Annotated in this window: 14 protein-coding genes; 13 read left to right on the plus strand and 1 reads right to left on the minus strand. The window is 72.2% G+C overall.

Features of this window, described 5'->3' with window-relative positions; genetic code table 11:
• Position 1: 1 nt before the first annotated feature.
• From ACFVHO_RS26095 to ACFVHO_RS26155, 13 genes are read left to right on the plus strand one after another with little or no spacing between them, the layout of a single operon-like run.
• On the plus strand, positions 2-1,540 hold the full coding sequence (locus ACFVHO_RS26095; RefSeq protein WP_385719239.1) for a right-handed parallel beta-helix repeat-containing protein: 1,539 nt from the start codon (positions 2-4) through the stop codon (positions 1,538-1,540).
• 1 nt (position 1,541) lies between these two features.
• Positions 1,542-2,837 (plus strand): O-antigen ligase domain-containing protein, encoded by a 1,296-nt coding sequence (locus ACFVHO_RS26100; protein ID WP_385719413.1) that lies wholly within the window; start codon positions 1,542-1,544, stop codon positions 2,835-2,837.
• 8 nt (positions 2,838-2,845) lie between these two features.
• Entirely contained in the window at positions 2,846-4,120 is a 1,275-nt protein-coding gene (locus ACFVHO_RS26105; RefSeq protein ID WP_385719416.1) for a glycosyltransferase, read from the plus strand.
• Positions 4,121-5,371, plus strand: a complete 1,251-nt coding sequence (locus tag ACFVHO_RS26110) for a methyltransferase domain-containing protein (protein ID WP_385719241.1) — start codon at positions 4,121-4,123, stop codon at positions 5,369-5,371.
• Positions 5,368-6,162 carry a glucose-1-phosphate cytidylyltransferase gene (locus ACFVHO_RS26115; protein ID WP_385719244.1) on the plus strand — a complete coding sequence of 265 codons (795 nt, stop codon included), beginning with the start codon at positions 5,368-5,370 and terminating at the stop codon, positions 6,160-6,162. The genes ACFVHO_RS26110 and ACFVHO_RS26115 overlap by 4 nt, the downstream gene beginning before the upstream one ends.
• Positions 6,159-6,824, plus strand: coding sequence for a PIG-L deacetylase family protein (locus ACFVHO_RS26120; RefSeq protein ID WP_385719247.1), 666 nt, complete (start codon positions 6,159-6,161; stop codon positions 6,822-6,824). Before ACFVHO_RS26115 ends, ACFVHO_RS26120 begins: the two co-directional genes overlap by 4 nt.
• Before the next feature lie 3 nt (positions 6,825-6,827).
• A complete protein-coding gene (locus tag ACFVHO_RS26125) occupies positions 6,828-7,853 on the plus strand; it encodes an NAD-dependent epimerase/dehydratase family protein (protein ID WP_385719249.1) in 1,026 nt (341 codons plus the stop codon).
• Entirely contained in the window at positions 7,850-9,124 is a 1,275-nt protein-coding gene (locus ACFVHO_RS26130; RefSeq protein WP_385719252.1) for a DUF4910 domain-containing protein, read from the plus strand. The genes ACFVHO_RS26125 and ACFVHO_RS26130 overlap by 4 nt, the downstream gene beginning before the upstream one ends.
• Positions 9,125-9,129: 5 nt before the next feature.
• Positions 9,130-10,434: a hypothetical protein gene (locus ACFVHO_RS26135; protein WP_385719254.1), complete on the plus strand. Its 1,305-nt coding sequence runs from the start codon at positions 9,130-9,132 to the stop codon at positions 10,432-10,434.
• Positions 10,431-11,387: a glycosyltransferase family 2 protein gene (locus ACFVHO_RS26140; RefSeq protein WP_385719256.1), complete on the plus strand. Its 957-nt coding sequence runs from the start codon at positions 10,431-10,433 to the stop codon at positions 11,385-11,387. Before ACFVHO_RS26135 ends, ACFVHO_RS26140 begins: the two co-directional genes overlap by 4 nt.
• Positions 11,384-12,616: a polysaccharide pyruvyl transferase family protein gene (locus tag ACFVHO_RS26145; RefSeq protein WP_385719259.1), complete on the plus strand. Its 1,233-nt coding sequence runs from the start codon at positions 11,384-11,386 to the stop codon at positions 12,614-12,616. Before ACFVHO_RS26140 ends, ACFVHO_RS26145 begins: the two co-directional genes overlap by 4 nt.
• A complete protein-coding gene (gene rfbC / locus ACFVHO_RS26150; protein WP_385719261.1) occupies positions 12,613-13,164 on the plus strand; it encodes a dTDP-4-dehydrorhamnose 3,5-epimerase in 552 nt (183 codons plus the stop codon). The genes ACFVHO_RS26145 and rfbC overlap by 4 nt, the downstream gene beginning before the upstream one ends.
• 7 nt (positions 13,165-13,171) lie before the next feature.
• Positions 13,172-14,497 (plus strand): glutamate-1-semialdehyde 2,1-aminomutase, encoded by a 1,326-nt coding sequence (locus ACFVHO_RS26155; protein WP_385719264.1) that lies wholly within the window; start codon positions 13,172-13,174, stop codon positions 14,495-14,497.
• Positions 14,498-14,504: 7 nt separating this feature from the next.
• Here the strand turns inward: ACFVHO_RS26155 and ACFVHO_RS26160 are convergent, their stop codons facing one another.
• Complete coding sequence (locus tag ACFVHO_RS26160; protein ID WP_385719266.1) at positions 14,505-15,194, minus strand: phosphatase PAP2 family protein; 690 nt, start codon at positions 15,192-15,194, stop codon at positions 14,505-14,507.
• Positions 15,195-15,222 lie beyond the last annotated feature (28 nt).

Here is a 15,222-nt window from a genome sequence, read left to right on the forward strand (position 1 = left end):
CGTGGTGATGAAGTGGCGGCACTGGGCGTTGCCCGCGGCACCGCTGGCGCTGGTCCTGCTCACGGCGACCGGCTGCACGAGCTCGCCGGACTCCCCGGAGAAGCCCACCGGCAGGTCCTCCACGTCGGGGGCGCACTCCACGTCCGTGGCCCGGGTGTGCGCCAAGCCCACGGCCGGCCCGACGAAGGCTCCGGCGGGCGCGGTGACGGTCGACCCCGCGGTGGTCGGCGACCTGGCCGCGAAGACCAGGAGCAGCCCTGCGAACACCACGTTCTGGCTGCGCCCCGGCAAGCACAGGCTCGACGCCGACCGCTACTCCCAGGTCGTCGCCAAGAAGGGCAACCGCTACCTCGGCGCCCCCGGCGCGGTGCTCGACGGCCGGAAGACCAACCTGTACGCGTTCAGCGGCAAGGGCAGTGGCGTCACCATCAGCCATCTGACCGTGCAGCGTTTCGTCGCGCCGAACAACGAGGGCGTGGTCAACCACGACATGGCCGACGGCTGGGTGATCGAGCACTCGAAGATCCAGTACAACTCCGGCGCCGGACTGATGGCCGGTGCCCGCCAGCAGGTCCGCGACAACTGTCTGCGCGACAACGGGCAGTACGGGATGAACGCGTACAAGACCGGTGACTCCATCAAGGGCCTGGTCGTCGAGCGCAACGAGGTCGTGGGCAACAACACCGACGACTGGGAGAAGCGGAAGCCCGGCTGCGGCTGCACCGGAGGCATCAAGTTCTGGGCCGTGAACGGCGCCGACATCCGCGGCAACTGGGTGCACGACAACCGCGGCGCCGGGCTGTGGGCGGACAACAACAACAATGACTTCCGCATCGAGAACAACGTCCTCGAAGCCAACGACGGCGCCGCGCTGATGTACGAGACCAGCTACAACGCGGTCATCCGGAACAACACGATCCGGCGGAACAATTGGGTCGAGGGCCGCAAGTACGCCGACCGCGGCGACAACTTCCCGTACGCGACCGTCTATGTGTCCGAGTCCGGTGGCGAGCCACGGATCCGGGCCCGCACGAACAAGATCGAGATCTACCGGAACGTCCTGGAGAACAACTGGTCCGGGATCACCCTGTGGGAGAACTCCGACCGGTTCTGCAACAGCCCGGCCAACACCTCCACCGGCTACTGCACGCTGCTGGTGAAGGACATCGACCGCTGTGAGCAGCCCGCGATCGCCCGCGCGCCGCTGTACTCCGACTGCCGCTGGAAGACCCAGCGGGTGGACATCCACGACAACCGCTTCGTCCTGAAGAAGTCCGTGGTCAAGTGCGCGCGGGAGTGCGCCCGCATGGCGCTCCTCGCCAACTACGGCACGTATCCCAAGTGGTCGCCGTACAAGGGCAAGCGGGTGACCGACGCGATCACCCACAAGCAGCGCAACCGCTGGCACGACAACGTCTACCGCGGACCGTGGAGCTTCGTCGCGGCCAACACCGACGGGAATCTCGACGCCGGGCAGTGGCAGGCCGCGCCGTACCGGCAGGACGCGGGCAGCACCTTCGACCCGCGGGCCGGTGGTTGAGGTGGGCGGGGACCTGCTGCGCGGAAGGCTGCCCGGCGCACCGGACACGGCGGGCACACAGCCCGGTGTCGAGGCGCGTCCCGCCGGCACGCCGAAGGCCGTCGGGATCGTCTGGGCGCTGCTCGCCCTCAACACGCTCGGCTCCGCCGGGGCGAAGACCGTCGTCACGCTGCCCCGCTCCCTCATCCAGATGGTCACCATGGGGGCGCTGGTCGCCGCGTTCACGCTGGCGCTCGCGCTCAACCTGCGGCTGCGCGTCCGGCCCAGCGCCTTCGTCCTCCTGCTCACGCTGCTGCTCGTGCCGAGCGTGATCTCCAGCGCGAACCTGGAGGTCGGGTACGGCGCGCTGTTCCGCTGCGCCCGGCTCGCTCTCTTCGTCGGCACGCTGTGGCTGCTCAGCCGCTGGTGGAACGGCGACACGACGTTCGTCCGGTACCACATCCGGATGTACTTCGCGGTGCTCGTGTCGGTGGCCGCGGGCCTGGTCGTGTCGCCGGGCACGGCCATGCCCGAGTACTACGGCGGGCGCCTGGTCGGCGCGTTGTGGCCGCTCACCCCGCCGCAGATCGGCCAGTACGCCGCGATCATCATCGGGCTCACCGTGTTGCTCCTGCTCGGCCGCATGACCGACAGGGCCAGCGCGGTGGTGATCATCGTGCCGTCCATCGGCCTGCTCGCGCTGACCCATACCCGCACGGCCACGCTGGGCCTGCTCATCGGGTTGGTGCTCGCGATCAGCTCGCTCGTCCTGACCAGCGCCAACGCCCGCCGCTTCTTCGCCTGGACGGTGCTGTGCGCCACGGTGGCCGCGGTGGCGTTCAGCTCGGCGCTGCAGTCCTGGTACCTGCGCGGTCAGACCCAGGAGAACCTGTCCGACCTCACCGGTCGGGCCAAGGTCTGGGACGCCCTGCTCGCGGAGCCTCGGACGACCGGCGAGAAGGTGTTCGGCGTCGGCCTGAGCGACAAGTCCTTCGGCGGGCTGCCGATCGACAACAGCTGGCTCGCCGCCTACCACGAGCAGGGCCTGATCGGCGTCACCCTCGTGGCGACGATGATCGCCGTCCTCGGCGGCGTCGCGCTGCTGCGGCCGCCGTCGGTGCCGAGGGCCTGCGCGATCTTCCTGATCAGCTACTGCGCGATCTCGTCGTACACCGAGGCCGGGCTCGGCGACGCCTCGCCGTATCTGCTGCATCTGGCGCTCGCCGCCTCGCTGCTCGCGACACCCGCCGCCGCGGCCACGCCCCTTTCGACGACCGCAGTACCCCGACGACGTATCCCGCGATGGGCACGGAGGTGACCTTGAGCATGCATGTACTGGTCGTGCACAACCGCTACTCCTCGGCGCAGCCGAGCGGGGAGAACAGGGTCGTCGACGAGGAGGCGGGACTGCTGCGCGCGGCCGGCCACCGGGTCGACGTGTTCGAGCGGCGCAGCGACGACATCGCCGCCCGCTCCCTGCTCGGCAAGGCCGCGGTGCCGCTCCTCGTGCCATGGAACCCCGCGGTCCGCTCGCAGCTCGCCGCCCGGCTGCGCACCTCGCGCCCGGACGTGGTGCACGTCCACAACGTCTTTCCGCTCCTGTCCCCCGCGGTCCTCGCCGCGTGCGCCGACGTCGGTGTGCCCGTCGTCGCCACGCTGCACAACTACACCCAGGTCTGCCCGCCCGGCACGCTGCACCGGGACGGCAAGCAGTGCACCGAATGCGTCGGGTCGAAGGTGTCGCTGCCCGCCGTCCGGCACGGCTGCTACCGCGGCTCCCGGCTCGCGACGGTGCCGCTCGCCGTCAGCCAGTCGGTCAACCGGCGCCGGTGGTGGTCCGGCGTGGAGCGGTTCTTCTGCATCTCCGCGGCGCAGCGCGACGTCCTGGTGCGGTCCGGCATGCCGGCGGAGCGGCTCACCGTGAAGCACAACTTCGTGCCCGACCTGGGCACCCGCCGAGCGGGCGCGGGCGAGCACGTGCTCTTCCTCGGCCGCCTCGCGGAGGCCAAGGGCGTGGGGCTGCTGATGGCCGCGTGGGACCGGATCGCCGCGGGCGGCGGGGTGGGCGTGCCGCTGGTGCTCGCCGGGGCGGGGCCGCTGGAGCGGGAGGTGGCCGACTGGGCCGCGGGGCGGGACGACGTGCGGTACGTCGGCCTGTGCGAGCCGGAGAAGTGCCGGGACGTCGTCGCGCGGTCGGTCGCGGTCGTGGCGCCCTCGACGGCCATGGAGACGTTCGGCCTGGTGGTGGCGGAGGCGATGGCGGCGGAGGTCCCGGCCGTCGCCGCCGGTCACGGTGCCTTCGTCGAGCTGATCGAGGACGGGGTGACCGGGCTACTGCACCAGCCGGGCGATCCCGGCTCGCTCGCGTCCTGCATCCGCCGGATCGCGACCGAGCAGGACCTCAACCGGGAGATGGGAAAGGCGGCCCGGCGCCGGTACGAGCGGAACTTCAGCCCGGCCGTCGGTCTGGAGCGCCTGGAGGAGGGGTACCGCACCGCGATCGCGGTGCGGTCCGGCGGCGGGAAGAGCACGCCGTCGGCAGGAGACGCACACACGGGCTCGCGGCGGGGCACCCGCGCGAGCAGAGATGGGGGGATGTAGATGACAGGATGCCGACTCTGCGGTTCGGCGGCGCTGGCCAGCGTCGTGGATCTGGGGGCGACGCCGCCGTGCGAGAGCTTTCTCGCCGCGGACCAACTGGACACGCCGGAACCGGCGTACCCGCTGCACCTGCGGGTCTGCACCGAGTGCTGGCTCGCGCAGATCCCGCCGCTGATCACACCGGAGGAGACGTTCAAGGAGTACGCGTACTTCTCCTCGTACTCGACCTCCTGGGTGGAGCACGCGCGCAGGTTCGTCGCCGACGCCGCGGCGCGGGTGGAGCTCGGCCCCGACGCCTTCGTGGTCGAGGTGGCGAGCAACGACGGGTATCTGCTGAAGCACGTGGTGGACCGGGACATCCGCTGCCTCGGGATCGAGCCGTCGGTGAACGTCGGCGCCGCGGCGCGGGAGAAGGGCGTGCCCACGCTCACGGCGTTCCTGTCCCCGGACACCGGATCGGCCGTCCGCGCCGAGCACGGCCCGGCGGACCTGGTCGTGGCCAACAACGTGTACGCGCACATCCCCGACGTGGTCGGGTTCACCCGGGGCCTGCGCGCCCTGGTCGCCGACGACGGCTGGGTCTCCATCGAGGTGCAGCACCTGCTGACCCTGATCGAGGAGAACCAGTACGACACGATCTACCACGAGCACTTCCAGTACTACACGGTCGCGTCCGCGATCCGGGCCCTCGCGAGCGGTGGACTCACCCTCGTGGACGTCGAGTTGCTGCCCACGCACGGCGGCTCCATCCGGCTGTGGGCCCGGCCCGCCGAGGTGGCGGGCGAGCCGTCCCGGCGGGTGACCGACGTACTGGCCCGGGAGAAGTCCGCGGGACTGCAGGAGCTGTCCGGGTACACCGAGTTCTCCGCGCGGGTGGCCAAGGTGCGCCGGGACCTCCTCAAGTTCCTGATCACAGCGGCCGAGCGCGGCGAGACGGTCGTCGGCTACGGCGCCCCGGGCAAGGGCAACACCCTGCTCAACCACTGCGGCGTCCGGCCCGACCTGCTCGCGTACACGGTCGACCGCAACCCCTACAAGCACGGCAGGTTCACCCCCGGCACCCGGATCCCGATCCTGCCGCCCGAGCAGATAGCCGCCGACAAGCCCGACTACGTCCTCGTCCTGCCGTGGAACCTGCGGGACGAACTGGTCGAGCAGCTGTCCTTCGTGCACGACTGGGGCGGCCGCCTCGTCTTCCCCATCCCGGAACTGAGCATCGTCGAGGTGCCCGCGAAAGAGGTAACAGCATGAAGGTCGTCCTGTTCTGCGGCGGTTACGGGATGCGGATGCGCAACGGATCCGCCGACGACGTGCCCAAGCCGATGGCGATGGTCGGCCCGAGACCGCTGATCTGGCACGTCATGCGCTACTACGCGCACTTCGGGCACAAGGAGTTCATCCTGTGCCTCGGTTACGGGGCGCATCACATCAAGGACTTCTTCCTCCACTACGAGGAGACGACGTCCAACGACTTCGTGCTGCGCGGCGGCCGGACCGAGCTCCTCTCCACCGACATAGCCGACTGGACGATCACGTTCGCGCAGACCGGCATCGAGTCACCGATCGGTGAACGCCTGCGCCGGGTGCGGCACCACCTGGACGGCGACGAGATGTTCCTCGCCAACTACGCCGACGTGCTCACCGACGCCCCGCTGCCGGAGATGATCGAGCGGTTCTCCCAGCGCGACGCGGGGGCCTCGATGATGGTGGTGCCGCCGCAGTCGTCGTTCCACTGCGTGGAACTCGGCGAGGACGGCCTGGTGGGGGGCATCACCGCGGTGAGCGACATGCCGCTGTGGGAGAACGGCGGCTACTTCGTGCTCCGCCAGGAGGTCTTCGACCACATACCGGAGAACGGGGACCTGGTCGCCGACGGGTGCGCCCGACTGGCCAAGCAGGGACGCCTGGTGGCACACCAGCACCGCGGCTTCTGGAAGCCGACCGACACCGTGAAGGAGCGCGCCGCGCTCGACAGTTCCTACACCCGGGGCGACCGCCCCTGGGCCGTGTGGGAGCGGGACCGCGCGGGGGTGGGCGCGTGATCCGGCTCGGGGCCGGGCGTCGCCTGGACCGGATCGTCGCGGTGGGCGCGCACTGCGACGACATCGCCATCGGTGCGGGCGGCACGCTCCTCGCGATGTGCCTCGCGCGGCCGGGGCTGCGCGTCGACGCGCTGGTGCTCTCCGGCGGCGGCAGCGAGCGCGAGCAGGAGGAACAGGCCGCGCTCGCCGCCTTCTGTCCGGGCGCCGAACTGCACCTGACCGTGCTGAAGTTGCCGGACGGCCGGATGCCCGCGCACTGGGAGGAGGCCAAGGCCGCGGTCGAGGAGCTGCGCGCCCGGACCGATCCCGACCTGGTGCTCGCGCCGCGCACCGACGACGCGCACCAGGACCACCGCGGCCTGGCGAAGCTGATGACCACCGCGTTCCGCGACCACCTGGTCCTCGGCTACGAGATCGTCAAGTGGGACGGCGATCTCGGCCGTCCGTCGGCGTACCAGCCGCTGTCGCCGGAGACCGCCGACCAGAAGGTCCGGCTGCTGCAGGAGCACTACCCCTCGCAGCGGCACCGGCCCTGGTACGACCGGGAGGCCTTCCTCGGCCTCGCGCGGATCCGCGGCATCGAATGCCACGCGCGCTACGCCGAGGCGTTCGCCGTCACCAAACTCACGCTCGATCTCGGCACTTTCGATCTGGGGGACTGAAACTTGCGCGTACTGCTCACCGGACACCAGGGCTACCTCGGCACCGTGATGGCCCCTGTCCTCAGCTCCGCCGGGCACGAGGTCGTCGGCCTCGACTCCGGCCTGTTCGCCGACTGCGTCCTCGGCCCGGCCCCGGCGGACCCCCGGGGACCCCGGGTGGACCTGCGCGACGTCACGGCCGACCACGTGGCCGGGGTGGACGCCGTGATCCACCTGGCCGCGCTGTCCAACGACCCGCTGGGTTCCCTCGCGCCGGAACTCACCTACGACATCAACCACCACGCGTCCGTACGCCTGGCCCGCCTGGCCCGCGAGGCCGGGGTGCGGCGCTTCCTGTACGCGTCCACCTGCTCGGTCTACGGCGCCGCCGGCGGTGACGACCTGGTGAGCGAGGAGGCGCCGCTGCGCCCGGTGACGCCGTACGCGGAGTCCAAGGTGCGCGTCGAGGACGACCTGCACGCGCTGGCCGACGGCGACTTCAGCCCGGTGTACATGCGCAACGCCACCGCCTTCGGCTACTCGCCCCGGCTGCGCGCCGACATCGTCCTGAACAACCTGGTGGGCCACGCGCTCCTGTCCGGCGAGGTCCTGGTGATGTCCGACGGCACCCCGTGGCGGCCGCTCGTGCACGCCGCCGACATCGCCCGGGCCTTCACGGCCGCGCTTGGCGCGCCCCGCGACGCGGTGCACGACCGGGCGTTCAACATCGGCAGCGAGGTCAACAACGTCACGGTCGCCGAGATCGCCGAGCAGGTCGCCGAGGCGGTGGCCGGTTCGAAGGTGGTGATCACCGGGGAGACCGGCGCCGACCCGCGGTCGTACCGCGTGGACTTCTCCCGGTTCCGGGACGCGCTGCCCGGCTTCGACTGCGAGTGGACGGTGAAGCGCGGCGCGCTCGAACTGGCCGACGCCTACCGGACGTTCGGGCTGACCCGGGAGGACTTCGAGCGGCGCTTCACCCGTCTGGCCGTGCTGCGCGCGGCGTCCGAGGCGGGGGCCGTCGACGACACCCTGCGGTGGAGCCGATGACGTCGCCGGGCGCGCGGATGCACGCTCTGGTGGAGCGGCTCTACCCGCTCTGCCGGAGCATCACCGGCGACGGTGTGCGCGCCACCCTGGACATCGTCGGCGAGTACGTACCGCTCCAGGTGCACGAGGTGCCGACCGGGACACAGGTGCTCGACTGGACGGTGCCGCAGGAGTGGAACATCCGCGACGCGTACATCGCCGACAGCGACGGCAACCGGGTCGTCGACTTCGCCGCGTCCAGCCTGCACGTGCTCGGCTACAGCGTGCCGGTGGCGCGGACGATGCCCCTGTCCGAGCTGCGCGCGCACCTGCACACCCTGCCGGAGAACCCGGACTGGGTGCCGTACCGCACCAGTTACTACAAGCCGGAATGGGGATTCTGCCTGGCCCAGAACACGCTGGACGCCCTGCCGGACGGCGACTACGAGGTGCGCGTCGACTCCACGCTCGAGGACGGCCACCTCACCTACGCCGAGCACGTGGTCCCCGGTCAGGTCCCCGACGAGGTGATCGTCTCCTGCCACGTCTGCCACCCGTCGCTGGCCAACGACAACCTGGCCGGCATCGCGGTGGCGACGTTCCTGGCCCGTGCCCTCGCGGAGGAGACTCCGTACTACACCTACCGGTTCGTCTACGCGCCCGGCACCATCGGGGCGATCACCTGGCTGGCCCGCAACCAGGAGCGGATCGACCAGGTCAAGCACGGGCTGGTGCTCGCCTGCGCGGGCGACTCGGGGCAGCTGACGTACAAGCAGAGCAGGCGCGGCGACGCGGAGATCGACCGGGTCCTCCGGCACGTCCTCGCCGTCTCCGAACGCCCGCACCGCGTCACCGAGTTCACGCCGTACGGCTATGACGAGCGGCAGTACTGCTCCCCCGGGTTCAACCTCGGCGTCGGCTCGCTCAGCCGGACCCCGTACGCGGGCTACCCCGAGTACCACACCTCGGCGGACAACCCGGACTTCGTGTCCCCGGAGGCGATGGCGGACACCCTCGCCGTCTGCCGCGAGGCGTTCGCCGTCCTCGACCGCAACCGGCGGTACGTCAACCTCAGTCCCTACGGCGAACCACAGCTGGGCCGACGGGGGTTGTACGCCTCGCTCGGCGGCCGCAGCGACGCGCAGCAGGCCCAGATGGCCATGCTCTGGGTGCTCAGCCTCTCCGACGGCGAGCACGGTCTGCTCGACGTCGCCGAGCGGGCGGAGCTGCCGTTCGACACCGTGGTCGCCGCCGCCGACGCCCTGGGCGCCGCCGGGCTGATCAAGGCGTGACGGCGATGACCACCGACGAGGAGACGACGCCCGCCCCGGCGGCCGAGGCCGGACACCGGAGCGCCAAGCGGGCCATCGTCGGCCGGCTGTCCTGGGGAGTGGCCGACCAGGCGGTCTGCAGCATGACCAACTTCGCGGTGGGGATCTATGTGGCCCGGTCCCTCGGCCTGGCCGCGTTCGGCGTGTTCAGCCTGGCCTGGGTGACCTACGGCGTGGTCCTCAGTGTCTCCCGCGGCCTGGCCACCGACCCGCTCGTGGTGCGCTTCAGCGGCGTGCCGGGCTGGGCCTGGCGCGGCGCGGCGACCCGGTCGACGGGGACCGCGCTCGCCGTCGGCGGTGTCGTCGGCGCGGTGTCCCTGGTGGTCGGGCTCGGCGTCGGCGGCCGTGTGGGGCCCGCGTTCGCCGCTCTCGGCGTCGTCCTGCCCGCACTGCTGCTCCAGGACGCCTGGCGGTTCTCGTTCTTCGCCGTCGGCACCGGACGGAAGGCCTTCCTCAACGACCTCCTGGCGGGCCTCGCGCTCGTCCCGGCCCTGCTGGTGGCGGCCCGCGTGGACACCGTGGCCGCGTTCGTGCTCGCCTGGGGCACGGCGGCCGCGGTGGCCGCGGGCTACGGCTGCCTCCAGTCCGGCATCCGACCCCGGCTCACCGGAGCGCGCGCGTGGGTCCGCGAGCACCGCGACCTCGGCTACCGGTACCTGGTCGAGAACGTCGGCGTCAGCGGCGCGTCCCAGCTGCGGGCGTACGGGCTCGGCGCGATCGTCGGGGTCAGCGCGGTGGGGGTGATCAGGGGCGCCGAACTCCTGCTCGGCCCGTTCCTCGCCGTGCTCATGGGCCTGTCCCTCGTCACCGTCGCGGAGGCGGCGCGGGTGCTGCGCCGGGCCTCGCACCGCCTGGCCACGTTCTGCCTCCTGCTCGGCGGCGGGCAGGCCGTGGCCGCGCTGTTCTGGGGCGGTGCGCTGCTCCTGGTGCCGGACCGGATCGGCGAGTTCGTCCTCGGCGGCGTCTGGAACGCCGCCTCGGAGCTGATCGTCCCGGCCACGCTCGGCGTCGCGGGCGCCAGCCTCGGCGTCGGCGCGACCGTCGGCCTGCGCGCGCTCGGCGCGGCCCGGCGCAGCCTGCGCAGCCAGCTGTTCGCCTCCGCCGCCTACGTCGGCGGCGGCCTCGGCGGGGCGGCCGCGGGCGGCACGGTCGGCTCGGCCTGGGGCGTCGCCGCGGCGACCGTCGTCAGCTCGGCCGTGTGGTGGCTGCAGCTGCGCTCCGCCCTGCGCGAGCACCACCAAAAACCCATCCCCGAAGTGAGGAAGCCATGACCGCCCAACCCAGGCTGAGCATCGGCCTGCCCGTGTACAACGGCGAGGAGTACCTCGCCGAGTCGCTCGACGCCCTGCTCGGCCAGACCTACGAGGACTTCGAGCTGGTCATCTCCGACAACGCCTCGACCGACGGGACCGAGGACATCTGCCGCCGGTACGCCGAGAAGGACCCGCGCGTGCGGTACCTCCGGCTGACCCGGAACATCGGCGCCGCGCCGAACCACAACTACGTGTTCACCCAGTGCCGCGGCGAGCTGTTCAAGTGGGCCTCGCACGACGACCTGTACGCCCGGGACCTGCTGCGGCGCTGTGTGCAGGCCCTCGACGAGCGCCCCGACGTGATCCTCGCCCACGCCGACCAGGCGGTCATCGACGAGCACGGCCAGGTGAAGGTCCCGTACGAGTACACGCTCGCCACGGACTCGGCGCGCGCGCCGGAGCGCTTCCGCAGCATGCTGTTCGAGCCCGGCGGCGACGACTTCTACGGGGTCATGCGGGCCGATGTGCTGCGCCGCGTGAAGCCGCACGACAGCTACCACCACGCGGACCGCACTTTCGTCGCCGAGATCGGCCTGCACGGGCGCTTCCACCAGGTGCCGGAACTGATGTACTTCCGCCGCGACCACCCCACCCGCGCGGAGCGGGCGAACCCCTCCAAGCGCTCCCGGTGCGTCAACCTGGACCCGCGCCGGGCGGGGCCGCTGCACCCCACGCCCCGGCTGCTCGCCGAGTACGTCTGGGGCTTCGTCTCGGCGATCCGGCGGGCGCCGCTGTCCTCGGCCGACCGGCGCGCATGCTACCGCCATCTGGCCGCGTGGATGACCAGCCGGGCCCGTCCCGGCACCGGCGAGCGGGTCGAGGACCGGGCGCCGGCCGACCCGGCCCGGCTCACCGTCTCCGTCGACGCCCTCGTCGCCGGGCGCGAGGGCCGTGCGGGGAGCCAGGCGTGACCTCCCCGCGCGAATCCCCGGTGCGCGTCGGGGTGTTCGGCCTGCTCGGCTCCGGCAACCTCGGCAACGACGGTTCCCTCGAAGCCGTGCTCGGCTATCTCCGCGCCGACCACCCGGAGGCGGTCGTGGACGCGCTGTGCGGCGGGCCCGAGGTCGTCGCGGCCCGGTACGGGATCCCCGCGACGCGGCTGCACTGGTACCGCGGGGAGTACCGGACCGCCTCGCGGGCGGGCGCGATCGCGGGCAAGGGCCTCGGCAAACTCGTCGACGTCTTCCGCACCGCCGCGTGGGTGCGCCGGCACGGCGTGGTGATCGTGCCGGGCATGGGCGTCCTCGAGGCCACGCTGCCGCTGCGGCCCTGGGGTTTCCCGTACTCGCTGTTCCTGCTGTGCGCGTCCGGCCGTCTTCTCGGCACGCGGGTCGCGCTGGTCGGTGTCGGCGCGGGCCCCATCGCCGACCGCCCGACCCGGGCCCTGGTCCGCTGGTCGGCGCGCCTCGCCGCGTACCGGTCGTACCGGGACGCCCAGTCCCGCGACGCGATGCGGAAGATGGGCGTGCGCACCGCGCGCGACAAGGTCTACCCGGACCTCGCCTTCGCCCTGCCCACGCCACCGCCGGGCACGCCGCCGGGCACGCCGGGCCCGGTCTGCGTCGGCGTCATGGACTTCCACGGCGGCAACGACGACCGCGACCGGGCCGAGGAGATCCACCGGCGCTACCTCGACGGGACGACCCGGTTCGTCCGCGCGCTCGTCGAGGAAGGCAGACCGGTCCGGCTGCTCACCGGCGACGCGTGCGACAGGTCGGTGGTCACCGCGATCCTCGACGCGGTGGACTCGCCGCTGGTCACCGCTGCCGAGACCGCCTCGCTCGCCGACCTGATGAAGGAGATGGCGGCCGCCGACGCCGTGGTGGCGACCAGGTACCACAACCTCGTCTGCGCGTTGAAGGCCGGTGTGCCGACGCTCGCGCTCAGCTACGCGGCCAAGAGCGACGCGCTGATGGCGCAGATGGGTCTCGGCGCGTACTGCCATTCGGCGCGCGAGGTCGACGCCGACCGGCTGCTCGAACAGTTCCGGGCCCTCGAAGGGCGCTCGGCGGAGCTGCGGCGGACCCTCACCGAGCGCAACCAGGCCGCCGCCGGGCGCCTGGCGCACCAGTTCACCGCCCTGACCACGGCCCTGTTCCCTGCGGCCGACCACAGCCACGCCCTGCGGGAGGCCCCATGAAAGCGACCGAAGTCCCGGCGATCACCGGCGCGTACCTCTTCGAGCCGACGCCGTACGCCGACGAGCGCGGCTTCTTCTGCCGCACCTTCGACGCCGACGTCATCCGCTCGGTGGGCCTGGACCCGGACGCCTTCATCCAGGACAGCGTGTCCCGCTCGGTCCGGGGCGTCCTCCGCGGCCTGCACCTGCGCTCCGGGGCGGGCGAGGCCAAGCTCGTGCGGTGCTCGTACGGGAGGATCTTCGACGTCGTCGTGGACCTGAGGCAGGAGTCGCCGACCTACCGCAACGTGGCCACCTTCGAGCTGTCCGGCGACACGCAGGTGACCCTGTACATCCCGGCGGGGTGCGCGCACGGCTTCCAGGCGCTGACCGAGACCGCCGACACCTCGTACCGCATCGACCGGCCGCACGATCCGGCCGAGGACGTGACGATCGCGTTCGACGACCCGGAGCTCGCCGTCCCCTGGCCGCTGCCGGTCACATCGATCTCCCAGCGGGACCGGGAGGCACCGAGCCTCGCCGAGGTCCTCAAGCACAAGGAAGGGTGAAGTCGGCTTGGACACCGAAGAGTTCCGCCTGCCCCGGTCGCGGCAGGCGAACGAGCGGCTGCACGCCATGGTCCCCGGAGGCGCGCACACGTACGCCAAGGGAGACGACCAGTACCCCGAGAACCTGGCGCCGGTCATCAGCCACGGCCACGGTGCCCACGTGTGGGACGTCGACGGCAACCGCTACATCGAGTACGGCTCGGGGCTGCGGTCGGTCAGCCTCGGTCACGCCCATCCGCGCGTGCTCGAGGCGGTGCGGCGGGAACTGGACCGCGGCAGCAACTTCGTGCGGCCGTCCCTCGTGGAGGTCGAGGCCGCGGAACGCTTCCTGGCCACCGTGCCGACCGCCGAGATGGTGAAGTTCGCGAAGAACGGCTCCGACGCCACCACCGCCGCCGTGCGCCTCGCGCGCGCCGTCACGGGGCGGTCGCGGGTGGCCCTCTGCGGCGACCATCCGTTCTTCTCGGTCGACGACTGGTTCATCGGCACCACGCCGATGTCCGCGGGCATCCCGGCGGCGACCAACGAGCTGACCGTGGCGTTCCCGTACGGCGACCTGGCCGCCACGGAGGAGCTGCTGAACCGGTACCGGGACGAGGTGGCCTGCCTCATCCTGGAACCCGCCTCCCACACCGAGCCCCCTCCCGGGTACCTGGCCGGGCTGCGTGAGCTGGCCGACCGGCACGGCTGCGTCCTGGTCTTCGACGAGATGATCACGGGCTTCCGCTGGTCCGAGGCGGGCGCTCAGGGGCTGTACGGCGTCGTGCCCGACCTCTCCACGTTCGGCAAGGCGCTGGGCAACGGGTTCGCCGTGTCCGCGCTCGCCGGGCGGCGCGAGCTGATGGAGCGGGGCGGCCTGCGGCACTCCGACGAGCGGGTGTTCCTGCTGTCGACGACGCACGGCGCGGAGACACACTCCCTGGCGGCGGCGATGGCCGTGCAGACCGTCTACGTCGAGGAGGGCGTCACCGCGCGCCTGCACGCCCTCGGCGAGCGGCTGGCCGCCGGTGTCCGCGCCGCCGCGGCCGCCATGGGCGTCGGCGACCACGTCGTCGTCCGGGGCCGGGCCAGCAACCTGGTCTTCGCCACCCTCGACGAGAACCGGCAGCCGTCGCAGGAGTACCGCACCCTCTTCCTGCGCCACCTCCTCGCGGGCGGGGTGCTCGCGCCGTCGTTCGTGGTGAGCGGCGCGCTCGACGACACCGACATCGACCACACCGTCGATGTGGTGGCCCAGGCGTGTGCGGTGTACCGGAAGGCGCTGGACGCCGCCGACCCGACGCCCTGGCTCGCCGGACGGCCGGTGAAGCCGGTGTTCCGCCCCTTCGCGTGACGGGGCGTCAGTTGCCCGTCCGCTGACCGGCGTCGGCCGTCCGATCCCCCAGTCGGTCGGCCGTCCGGTCGACCAGCCACGCCGCCGCCGGTACCACCACCAGCGCGGTGCACCAGCCGCCGAGGACGTCGGTCGGGTAGTGCGCGACGAGGGCGACCTGGGCCCAGCCCATGGCGGCTCCGGCGACCAGCGCGGCGGCGAGCACGAGGAGTGTTCCGGCCGTCCTGTCGAGTCCGCGCAGGCCGGTCGCGAGCAGCGCGAGGGCCAGGGCGAGGGCGGTGAGGAAGGCGGTGTGCCCGCTCGGGTAGGACAGGTTGTCGGCGCCGTGGATGGTGCGTCCTACCAGGTGCTTGATCAGCGTCGTGGCCGTCACGGCCAGGCCCGGGCCGACCACGACGAGCACCGCCGCACGAGGTCGGCGAAGCAGCAAGCAGCCCGTCACCGCGGCCATGACCAGGAGTGCCGCTCCGGCGGGCTCTCCCCAGAAGTCCGTGGCCAGAGCGACGTTCCGCCACGGCGGCCGGACGCTGTCCGCCGTCGGCTCGATGATCCACCTGTCCACCGCTCCGGGCTCGCTGTGTCCGGCGTACAGGACCCCCACCGTGACGAGCACCAGCGCGGCCAGGGCCGCGATCAGGCCCAGCGACGCGCGAAGCGACGGGGGCAGCACCGTGCGTGCCGACCGGTGGGCAGCCATCAATCAGCGCCTTCCTCTTCCCTCTGCT

Source organism: Streptomyces sp. NPDC127108 (genome assembly GCF_042677545.1).
Taxonomy (GTDB): Bacteria; Actinomycetota; Actinomycetes; order Streptomycetales; family Streptomycetaceae; genus Streptomyces.

Bases quoted from the DNA above. Each gene is read 5' to 3' on its own strand.
- ACFVHO_RS26160 (WP_385719266.1), bottom strand. From the start codon at position 15,194: ATGGCTGCCCACCGGTCGGCACGCACGGTGCTGCCCCCGTCGCTTCGC.
- ACFVHO_RS26135 (WP_385719254.1), top strand. From the start codon at position 9,130: ATGACCACCGACGAGGAGACGACGCCCGCCCCGGCGGCCGAGGCCGGA.
- ACFVHO_RS26140 (WP_385719256.1), top strand. From the start codon at position 10,431: ATGACCGCCCAACCCAGGCTGAGCATCGGCCTGCCCGTGTACAACGGC.
- ACFVHO_RS26105 (WP_385719416.1), top strand. From the start codon at position 2,846: ATGCATGTACTGGTCGTGCACAACCGCTACTCCTCGGCGCAGCCGAGC.
- ACFVHO_RS26130 (WP_385719252.1), top strand. From the start codon at position 7,850: ATGACGTCGCCGGGCGCGCGGATGCACGCTCTGGTGGAGCGGCTCTAC.
- rfbC (WP_385719261.1), top strand. From the start codon at position 12,613: ATGAAAGCGACCGAAGTCCCGGCGATCACCGGCGCGTACCTCTTCGAG.
- ACFVHO_RS26110 (WP_385719241.1), top strand. From the start codon at position 4,121: ATGACAGGATGCCGACTCTGCGGTTCGGCGGCGCTGGCCAGCGTCGTG.
- ACFVHO_RS26115 (WP_385719244.1), top strand. From the start codon at position 5,368: ATGAAGGTCGTCCTGTTCTGCGGCGGTTACGGGATGCGGATGCGCAAC.